The sequence below is a fragment of the Pedobacter nototheniae genome (assembly GCF_032678625.1).
Lineage (GTDB): Bacteria > Bacteroidota > Bacteroidia > Sphingobacteriales > Sphingobacteriaceae > Pedobacter > Pedobacter nototheniae_A.
In genome coordinates this window covers 230,176-249,043 of record NZ_JAVTSO010000005.1, presented here as the reverse complement: position 1 = coordinate 249,043, position 18,868 = coordinate 230,176, and the positions used below count along the sequence as shown (strand labels likewise).

Annotated in this window: 17 protein-coding genes; 9 read left to right on the top strand and 8 right to left on the bottom strand. The window is 35.3% G+C overall.

Annotation, left to right across the window (positions count from 1 at the left end; translation table 11 throughout):
* Positions 1 to 3: 3 nt before the first annotated feature.
* The 7 genes from R2Q77_RS15865 to htpG all read left to right on the top strand — a co-directional run bounded on the left by R2Q77_RS15865 (position 4) and on the right by htpG (position 9,997).
* Positions 4 to 3,117, top strand: coding sequence for an efflux RND transporter permease subunit (locus R2Q77_RS15865; protein ID WP_316804706.1), 3,114 nt, complete (start codon positions 4 to 6; stop codon positions 3,115 to 3,117).
* A 1-nt stretch (position 3,118) separates the two neighbouring features.
* The gene (locus R2Q77_RS15860) at positions 3,119 to 4,432 is read left to right on the top strand and encodes a TolC family protein (protein WP_316804705.1); all 1,314 of its coding nucleotides are present in this window, start codon (positions 3,119 to 3,121) and stop codon (positions 4,430 to 4,432) included.
* A gap of 335 nt (positions 4,433 to 4,767) precedes the next feature.
* Positions 4,768 to 5,544 carry a hypothetical protein gene (locus tag R2Q77_RS15855; RefSeq protein ID WP_316804704.1) on the top strand — a complete coding sequence of 259 codons (777 nt, stop codon included), beginning with the start codon at positions 4,768 to 4,770 and terminating at the stop codon, positions 5,542 to 5,544.
* Complete coding sequence (locus R2Q77_RS15850; protein WP_316804703.1) at positions 5,510 to 5,917, top strand: hypothetical protein; 408 nt, start codon at positions 5,510 to 5,512, stop codon at positions 5,915 to 5,917. The genes R2Q77_RS15855 and R2Q77_RS15850 overlap by 35 nt, the downstream gene beginning before the upstream one ends.
* Before the next feature lie 597 nt (positions 5,918 to 6,514).
* Positions 6,515 to 7,378 (top strand): N-acetylglucosamine kinase, encoded by an 864-nt coding sequence (locus tag R2Q77_RS15845; protein ID WP_316804702.1) that lies wholly within the window; start codon positions 6,515 to 6,517, stop codon positions 7,376 to 7,378.
* Between the two features lie 99 nt (positions 7,379 to 7,477).
* On the top strand, positions 7,478 to 7,870 hold the full coding sequence (locus R2Q77_RS15840) for a PleD family two-component system response regulator (protein WP_316804701.1): 393 nt from the start codon (positions 7,478 to 7,480) through the stop codon (positions 7,868 to 7,870).
* A gap of 240 nt (positions 7,871 to 8,110) precedes the next feature.
* Complete coding sequence (htpG, locus tag R2Q77_RS15835; RefSeq protein ID WP_410479299.1) at positions 8,111 to 9,997, top strand: molecular chaperone HtpG; 1,887 nt, start codon at positions 8,111 to 8,113, stop codon at positions 9,995 to 9,997.
* 176 nt (positions 9,998 to 10,173) lie between these two features.
* On the opposite strand, the gene R2Q77_RS15830 is transcribed toward htpG, so the two are convergent.
* Entirely contained in the window at positions 10,174 to 10,668 is a 495-nt protein-coding gene (locus R2Q77_RS15830; RefSeq protein ID WP_316804700.1) for a type I restriction enzyme HsdR N-terminal domain-containing protein, read from the bottom strand.
* A gap of 377 nt (positions 10,669 to 11,045) precedes the next feature.
* On the opposite strand from R2Q77_RS15830, the gene R2Q77_RS15825 reads away from it, so the two are divergent.
* Positions 11,046 to 11,789: a LytTR family DNA-binding domain-containing protein gene (locus R2Q77_RS15825; protein ID WP_316804699.1), complete on the top strand. Its 744-nt coding sequence runs from the start codon at positions 11,046 to 11,048 to the stop codon at positions 11,787 to 11,789.
* Here R2Q77_RS15825 and R2Q77_RS15820 read toward each other — a convergent pair whose 3' ends face one another.
* From R2Q77_RS15820 to R2Q77_RS15800, 5 genes are read right to left on the bottom strand one after another with little or no spacing between them, the layout of a single operon-like run.
* Positions 11,790 to 11,951 carry a hypothetical protein gene (locus R2Q77_RS15820; protein ID WP_316804698.1) on the bottom strand — a complete coding sequence of 54 codons (162 nt, stop codon included), beginning with the start codon at positions 11,949 to 11,951 and terminating at the stop codon, positions 11,790 to 11,792. It abuts the gene before it with no gap.
* Positions 11,952 to 11,956: 5 nt separating this feature from the next.
* Positions 11,957 to 12,109 carry a hypothetical protein gene (locus tag R2Q77_RS15815; RefSeq protein ID WP_316804697.1) on the bottom strand — a complete coding sequence of 51 codons (153 nt, stop codon included), beginning with the start codon at positions 12,107 to 12,109 and terminating at the stop codon, positions 11,957 to 11,959.
* Positions 12,110 to 12,114: 5 nt separating this feature from the next.
* Entirely contained in the window at positions 12,115 to 12,267 is a 153-nt protein-coding gene (locus R2Q77_RS15810) for a hypothetical protein (RefSeq protein WP_316804696.1), read from the bottom strand.
* A gap of 5 nt (positions 12,268 to 12,272) precedes the next feature.
* Positions 12,273 to 12,425: a hypothetical protein gene (locus R2Q77_RS15805; RefSeq protein ID WP_316804695.1), complete on the bottom strand. Its 153-nt coding sequence runs from the start codon at positions 12,423 to 12,425 to the stop codon at positions 12,273 to 12,275.
* A 5-nt stretch (positions 12,426 to 12,430) separates the two neighbouring features.
* A complete protein-coding gene (locus R2Q77_RS15800; protein WP_316804694.1) occupies positions 12,431 to 12,583 on the bottom strand; it encodes a hypothetical protein in 153 nt (50 codons plus the stop codon).
* A 136-nt stretch (positions 12,584 to 12,719) separates the two neighbouring features.
* Between R2Q77_RS15800 and R2Q77_RS15795 the strand changes: the two genes are divergently transcribed.
* Entirely contained in the window at positions 12,720 to 13,847 is a 1,128-nt protein-coding gene (locus R2Q77_RS15795; protein WP_316804693.1) for a sensor histidine kinase, read from the top strand.
* Here the strand turns inward: R2Q77_RS15795 and R2Q77_RS15790 are convergent.
* Positions 13,844 to 16,645, bottom strand: a complete 2,802-nt coding sequence (locus R2Q77_RS15790) for a thiopeptide-type bacteriocin biosynthesis protein (protein ID WP_316804692.1) — start codon at positions 16,643 to 16,645, stop codon at positions 13,844 to 13,846. The two genes, R2Q77_RS15795 and R2Q77_RS15790, sit on opposite strands and share 4 nt — an antisense overlap.
* 225 nt (positions 16,646 to 16,870) lie before the next feature.
* Positions 16,871 to 18,865 (bottom strand): OmpA family protein, encoded by a 1,995-nt coding sequence (locus tag R2Q77_RS15785; RefSeq protein ID WP_316804691.1) that lies wholly within the window; start codon positions 18,863 to 18,865, stop codon positions 16,871 to 16,873.
* Positions 18,866 to 18,868: the final 3 nt, after the last annotated feature.

The following is an 18,868-nucleotide window of genomic DNA, read 5'->3' as shown; positions in this document are numbered from 1 at the left end:
CCTATGAGTATTTCAACAACGAGTATAAAAAGACCGGTTCTTGCTATTGTAATGAACCTCTTAATTGTGTTATTTGGGGTAATTGGCTATAACTTCCTGGGGGTTAGAGAATACCCTTCTATTGACCCTACGGTGGTTTCTGTCAGAACCTCTTATCCGGGGGCCAATTCAGATATTATTGAATCACAGATTACAGAGCCGCTGGAAAAATCGATCAATGCTATTGATGGTATTCGTAATATTTCATCATCCAGTAACCAGGGTACCAGTAACATTACAATCGAGTTTAACCTTGATAAGAACATTGAAGAGGCAGCAAACGATGTGCGTGATAAAGTATCGCAGGCCGCCAGAACCTTACCGAAAGATATTGATGGCTTGCCCGTGGTAAGTAAAGCGGATGCAAATTCGGATGCAATTTTATCCATGACCATTCAGAGCGACAAAAGAAGCACCCTGGATTTAAGTGATTTTGCTGAAAACGTAATTGCAGACAGGATTCAAACCATCCCGGGGGTAAGTAGTGTACAAATTCAAGGGCAACGAAAGTATGCAATGAGAATCCGCATCGACCCAAATAAACTGGCGGCATACGGATTAACCTCACAGGATATTGTGACCGCTCTTGACAACGAAAATGTAGAACTTCCTTCGGGTAAAATTACAGGTGCTACCACAGAGCTTACTGTAAAAACCCTTGGAAAATTAACCACGGCCAATGAGTTTAATAACCTGATCCTTAAAAACGACAGCACCAATGTTGTTAAACTTCAGGATGTTGGTTATGCCGAAATTGGCTCTGAAAACGAAGAAACCATTTTACGTGAATCAGGCAGGCCCATGGTTGCGGTGGCAATTATCCCCCAGCCGGGAGCAAACTACCTCGACATTAGTAAAGAATTTTATAAACGTTTCGACAAATTAAAAGCGGATATCCCTCAGGATATTAAACTCAAAGTTGCCCTTGATAATACGTTATTTATCAAACGATCTGTAACGGAAGTGGCAGAAACCATCGGTCTATCGCTGGTACTCGTAATTCTAATTATTTATCTTTTCTTCAGAGACTGGGCTATTGCTTTCAGACCATTGATTGATATTCCTGTATCCTTAATTTTTACATTTTTTGTAATGTATGCTTTCGGGTTCTCCATAAATGTATTGAGCCTATTGGCCATTGTACTGGCAACGGGTTTGGTGGTGGATGATGGTATTGTGGTAACTGAAAATATATTCAAGAAAGTAGAAGAAGGCATGTCGCCTTTTGAAGCAGCCATAAAAGGATCGAATGAAATCTTTTTTGCTGTAATTTCTATTTCAATTACGCTGGCTGCTGTTTTTCTTCCTGTAATTTTTTTACAGGGTTTTGTTGGCCGTTTATTTAGGGAATTTGGTATTGTAATTGGCGCAGCCGTTTTAATTTCGGCTTTTGTATCGCTTACCTTAACCCCAATGCTTAATGCTTATTTAATGAAAAAAGGCGGGCACAAACCTTCGCGGTTTTATAATTTTACTGAACCTTATTTTATTAAGCTAAACGATGCATACCAATCTAATTTAAATAAATTTTTAAACAAGAGGTGGCTGTCTGTACCCATTATAGTCGTTTGTTTGGGCTTAATTTTCTTATTCTGGAAAATACTACCAAAAGAAACTGCACCTTACGATGATAGAAGCGCAATTAATATTAACGTTACTACGCCAGAGGGATCATCTTATGCCTATACAGATAAGTTTATCATGAAACTGAATCAAATGGTTATTGATTCGGTTCCAGAAAAAAATGTAAACATAACCATTACCTCACCGGGTTTTGGAGGTTCAGGTTCTGTAAACTCCGGGCTTCTGAGAATTGGACTCGTTAACCCCGAAGATCGCGAACGTACTCAAAAGGAAATTGCCGATCAGCTGACTAAAATCACCAAAAAATACAGCGAGGGTAAAACCATCGTAAACCAGCAACCAACTATTTCTGTAGGCCGTCGTGGTGGTTTGCCAATCAGTTATATTATCCAGGCACAAAATTTTGAGAAATTAAGGGAAAAAGTGCCCCTATTTATGGATGAGGTAGCGAAAGACCCAACCTTTACCGTGTCGGACGTGAATCTTAAATTTAATAAACCAGAAATTAACCTCACCATAGATCGCGATAAGGCAAAAAACCTGGGTGTTTCTATTTCGGCAATTGCACAAACCCTAAACCTGGGTTTAAGTGGGCAACGTTTTTCTTATTTCTTTATGAATGGAAAGCAATACCAGGTTATTGGTCAGTTTGATCAGGTTGACCGTAAAGAACCATTGGATTTAAGCTCGGTTTATGTTCGGAATGATAAAGGAGATTTAATTCAGCTCGACAATTTAGTTAAAGCTAAAGAAGAAAGCAGCCCGCCACAATTGTACCGTAACAATCGTTTTATTGCCGCTACGGTTTCGGCCGGATTAGCACCAGGCAAAAGCATTGGAGAAGGTATTGATGCTATGGATGCTATTTCTAAAAAAGTTTTAGACGAAAGTTTTTCAACGGATTTAAGTGGCGAATCGAGGGATTTTAAAGAAAGTTCTTCAAACACTTTCTTTGCTTTTGGCTTAGCTTTATTATTGGTTTACCTGATCCTTTCTGCACAATTTGAAAGCTTTAAAGATCCCATTATTATCATTTTAACTGTACCAATGGCTGTTGCAGGTGCATTTTTATCCCTATGGCTATGCGGGCAAAGCTGGAATATCTTTAGCCAGATTGGTACCATTATGCTAATTGGTTTGGTAACCAAAAACGGTATTTTAATTGTCGAATTTGCCAATCAGCTTAAAGAAAAGGGCATCCCTATTCCTGAGGCCATCCGCGAAGCGGCAGTTTCTCGTCTACGTCCAATTTTAATGACAAGTTTAGCAATTGCAATTGGTGCCTTGCCTATAGCATTGGCCTTAGGTGCAGCTGCAAAAAGCAGAATGAGCATGGGTACTGTAATTGTTGGCGGAACATTGTTCTCCTTAGTTTTAACCCTATTTGTAATCCCTGCGATTTACTCTTACTGGGCAAAACCTTACAAACCAAATAAAGAATTGAAAAACGCAGAACGTTTTGAACAGGAAGCTTTGAAACCATCAGAAGAATAAAATGAGCAAGAGATTAAACCTGATTATCGCATTACTGAGCTTATGTTCCTTTTCACTTTTGGCACAGGAAAAACTTAGTTTACAGGAGGCAATAACTATTGCGCTTCAAAATAATTACGATATAAAAATCAGCAAAAACAATATTAATATAGCCAAAAACAATGCAAATATTGGAAATGCAGGTATGCTCCCAAAAGTAGACGGAACCTACTCCAATGGCGGTAGCGTTCAAAATACCAGGCAAACACCTGCAACCGGACCAGACCGTGTTATTACGGGTGCTAAAAGTACCAGCAACAACCTTGGAGCAGATTTGAACTGGACTATTTTTGATGGATTTACGATGTTTGCCAATTACGACAGGCTTAAGGAACTTCAAAAACAGGGAGAGCTAAACTCAAGGTTGACTATCTTAACGACCATTGCGGATGTAATTGCAGCTTATTACGACGTAGTAAGGCAGCAACAATTGGTTATTGCCGCAGATAGTGCTATGGATGTTTCGGTTTTAAGAACAACCATAGCTAAAACAAAACTGCAGCTTGGCCGTGGCTCCAAACTTGATGTACTTACTGCACAGGTAGATTATAATGCAGATACATCGGCCTATTTGCAACAAAAAAATGCTTTGCAAGTTGCCAAGGTTCGTTTAAACCAATTGATGGTTAGAGAAATAGGCACAGCTTTTTCGGTTGAAGATCAAATTAATGTAGATGCGGCTTTGGTGTATAATCAATTGGCCGAACTGGCAGAAAAGCAAAATCCTAATGTTCAGAATGCTTTTATAAACCAAAGAATTGCTTCCTTAAATCTAAAAGCTGTCCGTGGTGCCCGCTATCCTGCCGTAAGTTTAAATTCGGGTTATAGCAGGGCAAACAGCACCAGCCCAACCGGATTTAATCAAAAATTTGCAGCCAATGGTTTTACCTATGGCGTTACAGCCAGCATTAATATTTTTAATGGTTTTTTACAAAGACAACAGGAAAGAAACGCAAAAATAGAAATTGACAACTCTGCACTTAATTTCAATAAAACCAAACTCGATGTTAATGCACAATTGCTTACAGCGTATGAAAATTACATTACTTACCTTGATTTGGTTAAATTAGAGCAAAAAAACCTGGAAATCGCAAAAGAAAACCTGGATATTACTTTGGCCAAATACCGGCTGGGGAGTATTGCTCCTTTAGAATTAAGGGAAGCGCAAAGAAACGCAATAGATGTTCAAAACCGTTTTATTGAAATGCAGTACCAGGCAAAACTTGCAGAAATCACTTTAAAAGAAATTAGTGGAAATATAGATTTGAGCAATTAGTTCATTTATTCCCTGGTTCATTACTCATTGATTTATTTGGCGCAGAAAATTGTTCTGTGCCTTTGCAGATTATGGTGAAGATTCATCTATTCTATCATCTTTTACAACGGGAAGTATAATCAGCTATTTTTAATAGAAAGTTGATTACCCCAATGATTTGTTCATTATTATTTGTCTTTTCTTTTTCTTATCCTTAACTTAAAGTTGGCTTACGTATATTGTTGATCCATCCCCCAAATTAATAAACGTAAGCAGTAGTTTAAAGCCCAAATCCCTGTTGAGCAATTATCAATTATTGTTTTACTATGGAAAACGGTTTATTGAACACATTTAACATGCGTTTTGCAATATTGCAGAGCGAGCCATTAACTGGCGGAATCGTTGCGAAAAACCTGCGTATTACCGATAATGGCAGCGGTGAACTGAGTTTATATGGCGATTTTACCATTACCCTAAAAGTATTAGATTTAACCACCAATGGCGCGCCAAATTTAAATGGCTTAATGACTTTTACCCAACAGGTAATTACCAGTAAACCAAGAGGTGGCGGGTATAAAAGCAGGGTAAATATTTTGAAGTACAACCCTATAAAAAGAGCATTTGATAAAAGTAAAAGCTGGATTTACTCTATAAGATATAACTTTAATTTTACTGTAAATGTTATACAAATTCATATGTTAAATCAGCTTAAGGGTAATGATTTTGTATTAGCCGTGGTAGATGGTATTGGATATCAGTATGCAGATCAATATGGACGACGCCAAACCTCAGCAGGACTTACTCAAGGTGATGGTGGACCAGCAATAGTTAGCTATAATGAGTGGCAAAAGAACAGATATTTTGGTGTTCATGAGTTTTTTCATACCCTGGGTTTGGATGATATTGAAGACAATAGTAAAAAGAACAGATTAATGTATCATTTGGGTGATAATAATGGTCAGTTTATATCTGATACTGAAAGAGGAAATATGCTAAATTTTATCATGACTAATATTAATGATATGACAAAAAGTAATAGCACAAATATAAATTTCAATACATTAAACAGATTAAGAACATTTTTAAATAATCCTACAAATGGTTTCAAATACAATAAAGCTAAGTTTAGGTAGCTCATTATTTTGCATACTACTATTTGCATGTCAAAATGAAAATAATGATATCAATACAAAATCTGCAAATACATGTAAGTTCTCTCGATATGAAGCAGGTGAGATTATATCCAACTTGGGTTGTAAAAATTGTCATATTACTTCGATTAAAGAAAAAATTGATACCAAAGGTTCTATCTCATTTATAGGTTTGGCAGCAATGGACAGCTTAAAGTTAATTGATTATACTTTTACTAAAAAACATAAGGGTTGGTACAGTAAAAATGGCACTCTCAAAGCTACTAGAATGGATACTTTAAGCGATTGTGAAATAAAAAATGTAATTAGATACATTAAAGATTCTGGTAGAGATATCCCAATGCCAAGCCGATAATTACTATGGCTTCAAATACAATAAAGCTAAGTTTAGGTAGTATATTACTCTGTTTGTTTTTTGCATGTACAATTGAACCTCGAAGCAATAAAAGTGTTTTCCAAAAAAAAAATGTGACTGACACCTGCGGCTATTCCAAATATAATGCTCGACAAATAATGACCGGTTTGGGTTGTGATAACTGCCACACCAAATTAGGATCTGCCAAATTCAGAGATATACCTACATTTAGTGATATTTCAACGTTTGATAGTCTTAAAATGATAGATTTTGCTTTTATAAAAAGACACAACGGCTGGTATAATAAAAACCTTAAAGCATCGAGAATGGATACATTGACAAATTGTGAAATAAAAAGTGTTATTCGATATATTAAAGACTTTGGCAGAGATGTACCGTTACCCAACCAATAATGTGAATGTTTTCAAATACAGCCAGGTTAAAAAACTGTCTTTCAATTAAATGAACAGAAGTATTGCTCAAACAAAATTAAACCAGGGCGATAAAGTTTTCAATAGCTATTTTAATGGTTGTTTAATACAGGTAACTAAATCATTGCAAGTATAAATTTATCTAATTAATTTTTATATTTATTGCATGATACTTGTTGCAGACAGCGGCTCATCTAAAACAGATTGGATGGGTTATTTTAATGGTGAGGTAATAAAGTTTAATACACCTGGAATTAACCCTTATTTTTTAAATGAGCAGGACATCAACAAACTGATTTTAAAAAATGAAGATTTAGTTCAGTATGCCCAGGCGGTTAAAGAAATTTACTTTTTCGGTGCTGGTTGCTCCTCTCCTGATAAACACGAAGTTGTATCAAATGGTTTATCGTCTGTCTTCCGAAATGCCTATATTTCAGCCGATCATGACCTTTTAGGATCGGTTTATGCCACCTGTGGTGATGAAGAAGGCCTAAACTGCATCCTGGGCACAGGTTCGAATATTTGCCATTTCGATGGAAAAAAAATACAGGAAGGCCACCATGGATTGGGTTATGTTTTGGGTGATGAAGGTTCAGGAACTTTTTTTGGGAAAAAAGTATTGTTAAGCTATCTATACAAAAAAATGCCTCAGGATTTATCTTCAGAATTTAAAAAAGCATTTCCTGCCGAAAAAGAACAAATCATCACCAATGTTTATCAAAAACCCTTTCCAAACATTTACTTAGCAGGGTTTAGCCGTTTTATGGCAACCCAAAAAGAACATCCTTTTATACAGAATATTTTAAAAACCGGTTTTCAGGAATTTGTTGATACCAATATTAAAGATTATCCCCGCTATAAAAATATTCCATGCCACTTTGTTGGCTCCATAGCCTATTACTACCAGGATGAATTAAAGGCAGTATTGGAAGACAATGGCATTCCCGTTGGAAAAATTCTTCAGAAACCCATTGAAGAACTTTTTAATTTTATTTTACGTAAAGAAGGGGTTGTAAAACAGGCCATTTAACGTACATATAAATTTATTGTTAAAATCTTTTTAAGATTGTAAACAGAAACCACAAACTAATTGTTAATATTTACAGCAACATACAAATTGCTTAAACATATGAAGAGAATACTGGTAGTAGACGATGACATTGAGGTTTTAGAAACCATACAATTAATACTGGAAATAGGTGGATTTAAAGTATCAGCCTTAAGTGATGGTGAAAAAGTATTTGACAGGATAGAAAGTTTTAAACCGGATTTGATTTTACTTGATATATCTTTAGGTCATATTGATGGGCGTGTACTTTGCGAACAATTAAAATCAATTGAAAGCACTTCGCTAATTCCTATTCTATTAATTTCTGGTTTATATGATCCAAAAGATTTTACAACACTGAATTACGGACAAGACGATTTCTTATCTAAACCTTTCCAAATGGATGTATTACTGAAAAAAATCAGTAAAATCCTTTCTCTTGAAGAAGACAAGCCCACTTTTCATTTAAACTAAATCAGCTTACCTATAATATTTTAGCCAGAAAGAATAAAATTTTTCTGGCTTTTTATTTATCGTTGCTGAAGGAAGTCCATTAACGGCAATTGATTAATGCTTATTTCTTGTTAATTAGAGAATTTGAAAATTTTATACTCAAGAAAACAATATTGAGTTTAATCTCTGTCATTTTGGCAAATAAAACCCTTTGGAACAGCGCTTGTTATGCAGCATATGGATTAAACAATTTATTTACATATGAGCATACAGGAAAAAGGAAATATCTCAATACATACCGAGAATATTTTCCCGATAATTAAAAAGTTTTTATACTCTGATAACGAGATTTTTCTTCGCGAACTTGTTTCTAACGCTGTTGATGCGGTTCAGAAAATTAAAAGACTGGGTTCATTAGGTCAGTTTAAAGGCGAAGTGGGTGCACCCTTGGTTGAGGTGGCGGTTGATAAAGATAAAAAAACCATTACCATTAGCGATAATGGCTTGGGTATGACTGCTGAGGAAATTAAAAAATACATTAACCAGGTTGCATTTTCTGGCGCAAGCGAATTTGTCGAAAAGTTTAAAGACGCTAAAGATGCCAACGAAATCATTGGTAAATTCGGATTAGGATTCTATTCAGCCTTTATGGTGGCCGATTTAGTTGAAATTAATACTTTATCTTACCAGGACGGATCAGAACCTGCACGTTGGGTTTGTGATGGAAGTACAGAGTTCGAAATTACGGAAGGTACAAGAACAACCCGTGGTACCGATATTATTTTACATGTTAATAAAGATTCAGAAGAATTTTTAGAAGAATCGAAACTTCAGGCCATACTGGATAAATATGCTAAATTTTTACCTGTTCCAATCAAATTTGGCACTAAAACCGAATCGGAAGAAGATGGTGAGGACGAAGAAGGTAAAAAGAAATACATTGACGTGGTAGTTGATAACATCATCAACACAACCAATCCAATCTGGACCAAAGCACCTGCAGAATTGTCAGATGAAGATTATTTAAATTTCTACCGCGAATTATATCCATTCTCTGAAGAGCCGCTTTTCTGGATCCATTTAAATGTAGATTATCCTTTTAACTTAACCGGTGTATTGTATTTCCCGAAATTGAAAAATGATTTCGAAATGCAACGCAACAAGATTAAACTTTACTCTCGTCAGGTATTTATTACAGATGAGGTTAAAGACATCGTTCCTGAGTTTTTAATGTTATTACATGGTGTAATCGATTCTCCCGACATTCCATTAAATGTTTCCCGTAGTTTCTTACAGGCAGATAGCAATGTTAAAAAAATCAACAATTACATTACTAAAAAAGTTGCTGATAAATTAGGTGAATTATTTGCTAAAGACCGTAAAGCCTACGAGGATAAGTGGAAAGACATTGGTCTTTTTGTAAAATACGGAATGATTAGTGAAGAGAAATTCTACGATAAAGCTAAAGATTTTGCTTTAGTGGGTAACACCAAAAATGAGCTTTTTACCCTCCCTGAATACAAAGAGAAAGTAGCACCATTACAAACAGATAAAAACGGTACGGTGGTTTACCTTTACACAAACGATGCCTCTAAACAAGATGCTTTCATTCAATCGGCCAACAAAAAGGATTATGATGTATTAGTATTGGATTCGCCAATTGACAATCATTTTATTAACCAGTTAGAGCAAAAACTGGAAAAAACATCCATAAAACGTGTTGATTCCAGTGTGGCAGACAAGTTAATCGAGAAAGATGAGGTTAATGAACATGTTTTAAGTGAAGACCAGGTTAAAGAGGTAACAACCATTTTCGAAAAAGCGATTACAAAACCAGGCATGCAGGTTGAGATTGTAGCTTTAAATCCGGATGAATTACCTGTAACCATTACCATGGATGAGTTTATGCGCCGTATGAAAGATATGGCTGCTATGGGCGGTGGAATGGGTTTTTATGGCCAAATGCCCGATAGTTATAAAGTTGCCATTAATGGCAACCATAAGTTAATCAGCAAAATATTAAAATCTGATGCTGATGAACAAAATACTTTAGCTAAGCAAGCCGTTGATTTGGCTTTATTGGCACAGGGCATGCTAACCGGGGCAGAGCTAACTGCTTTTGTAAGCAGAAGTGTTGAACTAATTTAACACAACATGCGCCCACTATAGGAGTATAATTTAAGCGTGTTGAAGGTATTGTGCAATTAAGCAAATACTTTTAACACGTTTAGTACTTACAAACAACTATGCTTTAGTACAAGAAAACCCCTTCCGATTTTACATCTGAAGGGGTTTTCTATATTGGGTTAGAATATGTATTTTAATTAGCTAGCTAAAGCAGGTTGCTTGTGCGCAACATTGAAATAATCTTTATGCTCTTCAATTAATCTTGCAATAGTTGCAGCTTTAGTATCAGTAATTTTAAATTCGAATAAAGGCTCAGAGCTTTTTTTGCTTCTTACCATTTTCTCTGTATAAAAACGGTACACTAAACCATTTGTTAGCAAACCATATTTGGCTTTTGTTTTACGAAAGTATTTGGATAAACGAGAATCGTGAATATCTAAATTATCGTTATGGTGCTTGCATTCTACTAAAATAGCTGGCTCACCATCTTTCATAATGGTATAATCAACTTTTTTGCTTTTTTTAACACCAAAATCTAAAACAGCTTCACTTTGTACTTCTGAAGGATCAAAGCCCAATATCTGAATGAAAGGCATAACTAATGCATTTCTCGTTAAGTCTTCAGATTGAACTTGAGGAAGCATTTTCTTAATTCTTACGGCAAATTGCCCGATTTCATCTTTAAGTTCCATTTTAATAGCTGTTAAATGTATATTTTTTAAGGTAGTATCTTATCTGTTTTTGTTCCCCTATCAAAACCCAATATTGTATGGCCTGTTTCTGAGTTTCCTGTACACAGGCTACACAAGGTTGGGTAGGTAGATGTTTAAATTTAACCAAAGCCTTATTAATCATATTGCTATTGATTATTTGTTTTTGGCAAACAGTTTAAAGATTATAAAAATATGATCACGGGTTAAGTTTTTTACATGAACCCCGTAGTATTTTACACGAAACCCCGATTTTTACAGGATGAAAACAGATAAGATTTTTTCAATGTGATGATCAAAGCAATTCTTTTTTTATTTATCTTGCATAGAAATCATTCCAAACACACATATCGAATATCATGAATTTAAAATGCGTTGTAATTGACGACGAACAACATGCAATAGAAGTTTTAACGGATCATATATCAGAAATGCCGGGGTTAACGGTATTTAAAACATTTACGAGTCCGGTACAAGCACTTACGGAGATAACTGTCGAAGATGAGATAGACTTGCTATTTATGGATATCGATATGCCAGGCATTAACGGCATTGAATTGGCTAAAAACATCAGGGAAAAAGCAAAATACCTGATTTTTACAACTGCGCATCCTGATTATGCGTTACAGGCTTTTGATGTACAATCGGATCAATATCTTTTGAAGCCAATTTCTTTTGCGAAATTTGCTTTAGGTATCGACAGAATTCTGAAAAAGGAAGCCGCAAATGCTAAAAGTGCTACAAGGGAAGCTGATCAGGTTGCCGCTTTATACATTAAAGGCGATCACAAATATGCCTTTTCTAATATTGCTATAGATGATATTTTATACATCAAAGCCCTTCAGAACTATATTCAGATTATTACAAAATCAGAAACACATACAACTTATTTAACCTTAAAAGAGATTGAAAAAGCTTTAGAAAACCATGCATTTATCCGGGTAAATAAATCGAACATTGTTGCTAAGGCTTCAATTAAGAAAGTAGATGGCAATATAATACGATTGGTTAACAACGAAATGATCCAGATTGGCGAAGGTTATAAGGAAGCCTTTTTTGCCTATGTTCAAAGTAGTTTACTTAAATCGACCAGAAACCAATAACTATTTTCTAAAAAAAATATCGAAAATATCAAAGATATCAAAAGTCAAAAGTGTTTTTGCCGTAGCGGTTGATGGATCAGTACGAAAATCATTTTGGTCTTTGGCACCTTTATAAATAAATGCGGTCTTTTTAACCAATTTGTTTACCTGTTGAACTTTCATACGACTTATTTATTAAAAGAAATGTCAAAAATATCAAAAGTCAATAGCGTTTTTGCTGTAGCAGTTGACGGATCAGTCCGGAAATCATTTTGATCTTTGGCACTTTTATAAATAAATATAGTTTTTTTAACCAGTTTGTTTGTGTGTTGTGCTTTCATGCTGATTATTTATTAAAAGAAATGTCAAGAATATCAAAGGTTAAAAGTGTTTTTGCCGTAGCGGTTGATGGATCAGTATTGAAACTATTTTGATCTTTAATATTTTTATAAACAAATACCGTTTTTTTAACCAGTTTGCTTGTGTGTTGTGCTTTCATACTGATTATTTATTAAAAGAGATGTCAAAAATATCAAAGGTCAAAAGTGTTTTTGCAGTTGCAGTTGATGGATCAGTACGGAAGTCATTTTGATCTTTTGAACTTTTATAAACGAATACCGTTTTTTTAACCAGTTTATTTGTGTCTTGAGCTTTCATACTGATTATTTATTAAAAGAGATGTCGAAAATGTCAAAAGTTAAAAGTGTTTTTGCAGTTGCAGTTGATGGATCCGTACGGAAATCATTTTGATCTTTTGAACTTTTATAAATGAATACAGTCTTTTTAGCCAGTTTGTTTGTGTGTTGTGCTTTCATATTATGATATATTTTATAATCGTTGTTATTAATTTCTGTAAAGGTGCAACACAAAAACCAATGACACTACTTTTTTACACAAACACCCCTTTTTAAGGGTATAAAAGCCCTTTTTTATTAAAAAATGAATCAAAAAATGAGTTTTTCAAACATTAAAAACTATTTCAAAAATTATAAGATACATCTTATTGTATGGAGTATTTATATCATTTATGAAGTTTTTATAACGGGTATAATAAATAATTCTTTCGGACAGGTCGCAAGCTATATCCTTTTCTATTCTTTGAACATTGCCCTGTTTTACGTTCATGCAAACCTTTATAACAGAGTATTAAAAACTAAAACCTTAAAATTTATTTCTGTTCCGGTATTCTTCCTGATTGAAATCGCGATTTATGTGCTTACGGCATATTTATTACAAACCATATTTGTTTACCTGCATTTCATAAATCGTTCGGAGCCTATATTGTTTAACAGAGATTATATTGTGAGGTCTGTTTGGCGCTCTCTATACGTTATCGGTTTTTCTACGGGTTACGTTTACATTTTAAAATCTTTCGAAGACCGTAAAAGAGTAGAAGCCCTTGAACGACAAAGCTTAGTTACCCAAATAGAAAAACAGGCTTTAGAAAATGATCTGGTAAATTCTCAGAATAATTACCTGCGAAGTCAGATTAACCCGCATTTTCTATTTAACACTTTAAACTTTATTTATAACGACGCACGTAAAAAAGCGCCAATGGCTGCCGATGCCATTATGAACCTTGCTGAAATGATGCGTTATGCACTGAAAAGGCCCGAAGCTTCTGAAATGGTTCCCCTTAGTGAGGAAGTTGAGCAGATTGAGCATTTAATTAATTTACACCGGCTTAGAACAGCGAATACGATTAATTTAGAGCTTGAAATTAAGGGGGATTTATTTGGCCTTAGGTTTCCTCCTTTAATTTTATTAACCTTAATAGAGAATATATTTAAGCATGGCAATGTATCTCATTCTACCCAACCGGCGTTGATTAAGATTAATTACGAGCATAATCATTTAAGCATCAAAACCATCAATATGATTAATGATGTTAAAAGCAAAGCAAGCGACAGCCACCATGTAGGGGTAGAAAATATTGGCAAGCGCTTACATAATTTTTATAAAGATGCCTGCGAATTTAAGTTCTATCAGGATCCTTTAAACCGCTATGTTACTGAAATTAATGTAGATGTTGTTAATCCATTAGCGAAACTCAATACAACAGGCTTAGGTTTAACCTAAGCTGTTGCTTTTTTTCTTTGCAATTCTTTCAACAAGAAATAATACATAACCATTTCATGGCTTCGCTGATCTTTAACAAACATGCGGTTAATATGCATGTGAATTAAATCGCTGAATAGCTTTATCCGCCTCTCTAAAGGGCAAGCTTGCAACAGGTGAATAAAAGATGCAACAAAGGCTTTAAAATTCCTGACTTGTTCTTTATTTATAGCGGGCGTGTTCTCTTTACGATAAAGCTGGTAATGAGCGTTCATCTTTTTAAAATCTGCAGGTTCTAAATGATGTTCTTCGTTAAAGGTATTCGACATGATTTTCACGACCTCTATAAATGTACCTGCTTCAAATATCCCTGCCGCCTGGATTTGATAGGCCAGGGCAACACACAAAGCATATTTGTTAAAGTTAGAAAACTGGCTTTCAAGGAGAGATAGCACAAACTGACTGTCTGTACAAAAATGTGCTTCGGCTATTTCGATCAGATTATTACCATAACGTTCCAGTTCGCGTTTATATGTTTTTATTTGAATATCAGACACCAGACCGTTTAAAACATCCTGCTCGAGATAACTACTGAGTGCTGCTGTTAGTTTATGGCTGTTTTCCAGGTTATGCAGCAGTACTCTAAATCTTAAATGATCTCCATTTTCATTATAGCGGATAAAAAACCACTGTTTAATCTCTTGCTGATGTATATCCAAGAAGTGAGCTATGGGACCTGAAAGAATTTGATCGGACCTTTGCTGATGGCAAAAAATTTCGAAATACAGCCATTCTGTTCCCGGCAGAAAAATTTGTTTGACCTTTTCGGGTTTTTTCAATCCAGTGCGGATTACTTCATCATAAACTTTTTCGCTATGGAACAAGCTTACCACAAACTGTCCTAAATATGGCTTTGAATTTTGGTCTTTAACCAAGCTCTCCTTAGGCAGACTCACTTCTTCCAAAAATAAATCCTTTTGCTTTTGTGCATATTGAATAAATGCAACCAAATCATCATCACTTTTTAAGCTAAAACATAAAGTTTGATCAGACAATCCTGTTTTAAAATAGTTGCTTACGCCAAGTTCCTCAAGATAGGTTCTGCATTGAAAAACAGTAGGTTCGCTATTTTTATCCTTAAATAGGTTTTCCTTCTTAAATTTCCACTTCGCCTGGCTTAAAACAATATTTTTATATTGAAAACGGGGATAATAATCTAAATTGGGGAATAAGGCTTCCAATGAAATATTAAGGTTAGTTTGAACTGCGTGGTGTTGTAAATCGCAAAGCAACCTAAATACCGACAGATCTGAGCGGGTATAATTATAGGCAGAAGCCATTTTAGGTATGATTCTTTTACCTAATTTTTCGGATCTTAAAATGATCTCGTCGCCCTGAACCGAAACCATAATATCGCGAAGACTTAATGGATCTTTTGAAGTATCGTAGTTTAAAATAGAAAGCTGATGGTCATAAATAATTTTTCGCCTGTTGATGTTATCAACATTTGCCTCAATCATATAAGCTACATCAAAAAACAAAACTCCGGGGTTAGCCTCCTGCTCGATTTGGGCAATATTGATACAATTTTCTAAAACATCCTGCCCCACTAGGGTAAAGCGTCCGCTTAGCGCGTTGGCTGTTGCCCCTCCTATTTGCTCTACATGCACAAATTCGTCGCATATGCCCATCATAAAGCTAAATGAATTTGGAATGGGCTTTAATTTTTCATTTAATTTAAAAAGTGTTGTATTCAGGAAAAGTGTTTTACCTTTTTCAAAATTTTCGGCATTAAGCTCCTTTCCCAGTACGGCTTTCAATTCGATTCCAATTTTTTTAGGGGCAGGTTTTTGCTTAAACCCGGCAACAAAATCATCTTGTTCTCCTGCATGTTCAAGTTCATCATAACCAATTCCCATTTCCGGATCTAAAGCGAGTAGCAATGGAACTTCTTTTTGCTCAAACTTCTTTTTGAAGCGGCCAATAAAATTGGTTAAAGCACCTTTTTCTACATGCGGAACAACTTTATGTAAAAACTGAACCAACTCAGGAATGTGTTGTACTAAATTTTCATCAATATGACCTGAGATTTGTTTACGTTCTGCGATCAAATATTCAGGTAAATTATTCCCGGGCTGTAGGTTTAAGCGCTGAAAATAATCTTCGCCAATAATATTAGGATCATAACTTGTAAAAACGAGTTGCAAAGCATGCATATCTTCCAGTAAAGCAAATAAAGAAAGTTTTTCCTGCTCGTCGGATTTAAGTTGCTCAATTAATTCACTGATTCTGATAGGTGTTAAACAAGCATCTAAAACCTGCTTAACTAAAGGGTTGTCGTCAATTTCGGCCAGTTCAAATACGCCTTCGGTGCAGGCAATGTAACGAATACTGGCTGAGATGTGGTAATAGCTACTGTTACTAAAAATAAAACAGTTTTTCGCCAATAAATCGGGTAGGCTAAATGGAAGATTGTTTTTATAAGGCCAGTCTATAAACCGATGAACCTGTTGCAATTCGTTGATTACGATGGTTTCGCCGTAAGCTTTTATGGCATCTTTTAAAAGGGCAAAACTGGCAAATGTTCCATAGGGTGTAGAGCGGTATTTTGCCCGGTTAAAGTATTTCCAAATGGTAAAAAATATCCTGGAAGGTAATTCGCTTAGTTCTTCGGCCTTAACCTCTTTTATGGTTTGGTAAAAAGCGTCGGATGATATGGCAATATCCTCTTTAAGCTCATTCCAGAAGGTTGATAAATTAGCCTGGTGTGAAAATTTCGGTGTTCTTAAAATTACAGTTGGGTGGATATTTAATTTCATCAGCTTTAATGGACAGCGAAAATTACAAAGATTATGTTAATTAAAGCGATTTCGCGATAAGAATATACATTTAAGATGGCAACACCGAATGTGGAGCAAGATTATTAAATAAAAACAGCACTACGACATTGCGCTAAACTTACGCCGCTGATTAAAGTAATAGGTTAAAATACAAAAAAGCCATCTCTTTTGAAGATGGCTTTAGGATATTAAGGATATCGAAGCTTATTTTTTGGTTACTTTAAACTCTGTTCTTCTGTTTTTTGCCCTGCCTTCAGGATTATCTTTGCCATTTTTAAATGTGTTAGGTGCTATAGGCATTTTTTTACCATAGCCTTTAGCAGTCATTCTGTTGGCTGCAATATCTTTGCTGATTAAATAGTCAACACAAGATTGTGCTCTTTTTTCTGATAAGGTTTGGTTGTACTCATCCGTACCAATTCCATCTGTATGGGCGCCTAACTCTATTTCCATTTCAGGATTATCGGCCATAATGGTTACCAGTGCATCTAAAACTTTTTTAGATGGTTCAGTCAAATCGGCACTATTAAATTCATAGTACACGTTATCCAGCACAATTGGAATATTAATTCTGAATGGGCTTATACAATAATCTTTGGCAATTAAAGTATCGGCTTTTGCCATTTCTTCATAAACATAACTTTTGTTTATTGAGAAATAATTTTCTTTTGAGAATTGTAATTTAACAGGTCTTTTGGCATCAACTTTAAGTAAGTATTTACCATCATTACCGGTAATCATTTTTTGCTCTCCTTCATAGTTTGAAACTAAAACCGTTGCACCTGCTACAGGTTTATTCGTTTTACAATCTGTAAGCAGACCGGTTATAGAAAAAAATTCCCTTTTGACCTCAAAAACCTCTAAACAGCAGGAAGATTCCCTGTCGGAACTGATATAACCACGTTCGCCCTGTGCATCAATGGCCGAAAAATAAACGTCATCTTTTGAAGAATTAAATGGATAACCCATGTTTTTAGGCTCAGACCAGGTAATTAAATCGCCTTCTGATTCAAAGAAATCCAAACCACCTAAACCAATTCTTCCATCGGTACTAAAAAGCAATTTTTTGTTTAATACATTATAGTATGGTGCTTTTTCATCATTCTCGGTATTAATAACCGGCCCCAGGTTAACCGCTTGCCCTAAAGAGCCATCTGTTCGAATGGAACAATACCAGATATCGAATTTTCCATAACCTCCTGAACGATCGGAAGAGAAAAGGAGAAATTTCCCGTCAGCAGTTACAAAAGGTTGTGCTGAATTGAAATCTTTGCTATTAACCTGAAAACCTAATGGTTGCGGATCAGACCATTTATCGCCCGTTCTGGTTGAGCTGTAGATGGCGTACTTTTCTTTATCACGCCATGCCGTAAAATAAACTACATTACCGGCTGGGTTAAAGGTAGAAGCTGCAATTTCCATATCTCTTGGAAAATTGATATCAAATGCTTTTACAGAAATTTCTGCCTGTGTATTTAGCGGGCCTTTGGTAGAGTAAATATTATTAACAAATGGGTTGGCTTTTGTTGATATCTGCACACTTCCGGCATCTGTTTTCACAATATCTCTTTTAGAACCAACTGCAATAGGTCTTGAGGAGGTGAAGTAAAATTCGTTGTTAATTTTAACCGCAGCATAATTAGAGCCCAAACCATTTACATTATTTGGCATTTTTCTAATCTGCATCATGCGTGGGTAACGCATTTCTTCCATGGCAAATTTGCAGGAAAGGATTTCACGCGCTGCAGTTTTCACAAACAAATCGTTGGGATTATTATTAATAAACGATTCAAAAGCTGTTATGGCTTCAGGAAATTTTTTATTTGCCCTTAAACTTTCTCCATAATAAAAAATAGCTTTTCTATATTTTGTATTGGTAAAAGTACTGGCTACACTATAATATTTTTCGGCTTCAGAGAACTCTCTGTACATACGGCTTGATTCTGCCAGGTTATAAATTGAACCTTCATAATCTTCAATTACTTTATCTTCTTTAATCGGCCGTTTATCCTTGCCGTAAGGAATGATGGCTTGTGCGCTATCTCCTTCAATTTTTAAAGCCTTTTTGTAGAATGTAGATGCCGCATAATAATCCTTGTTCTGAAAATAGGTATCAGCAACTTTTTTATAATCTACTACATATTGGGCGTTTGCAGCGCCCGCATATACGAATAAAAGGAATAGGAATATTTTTTTCATTTG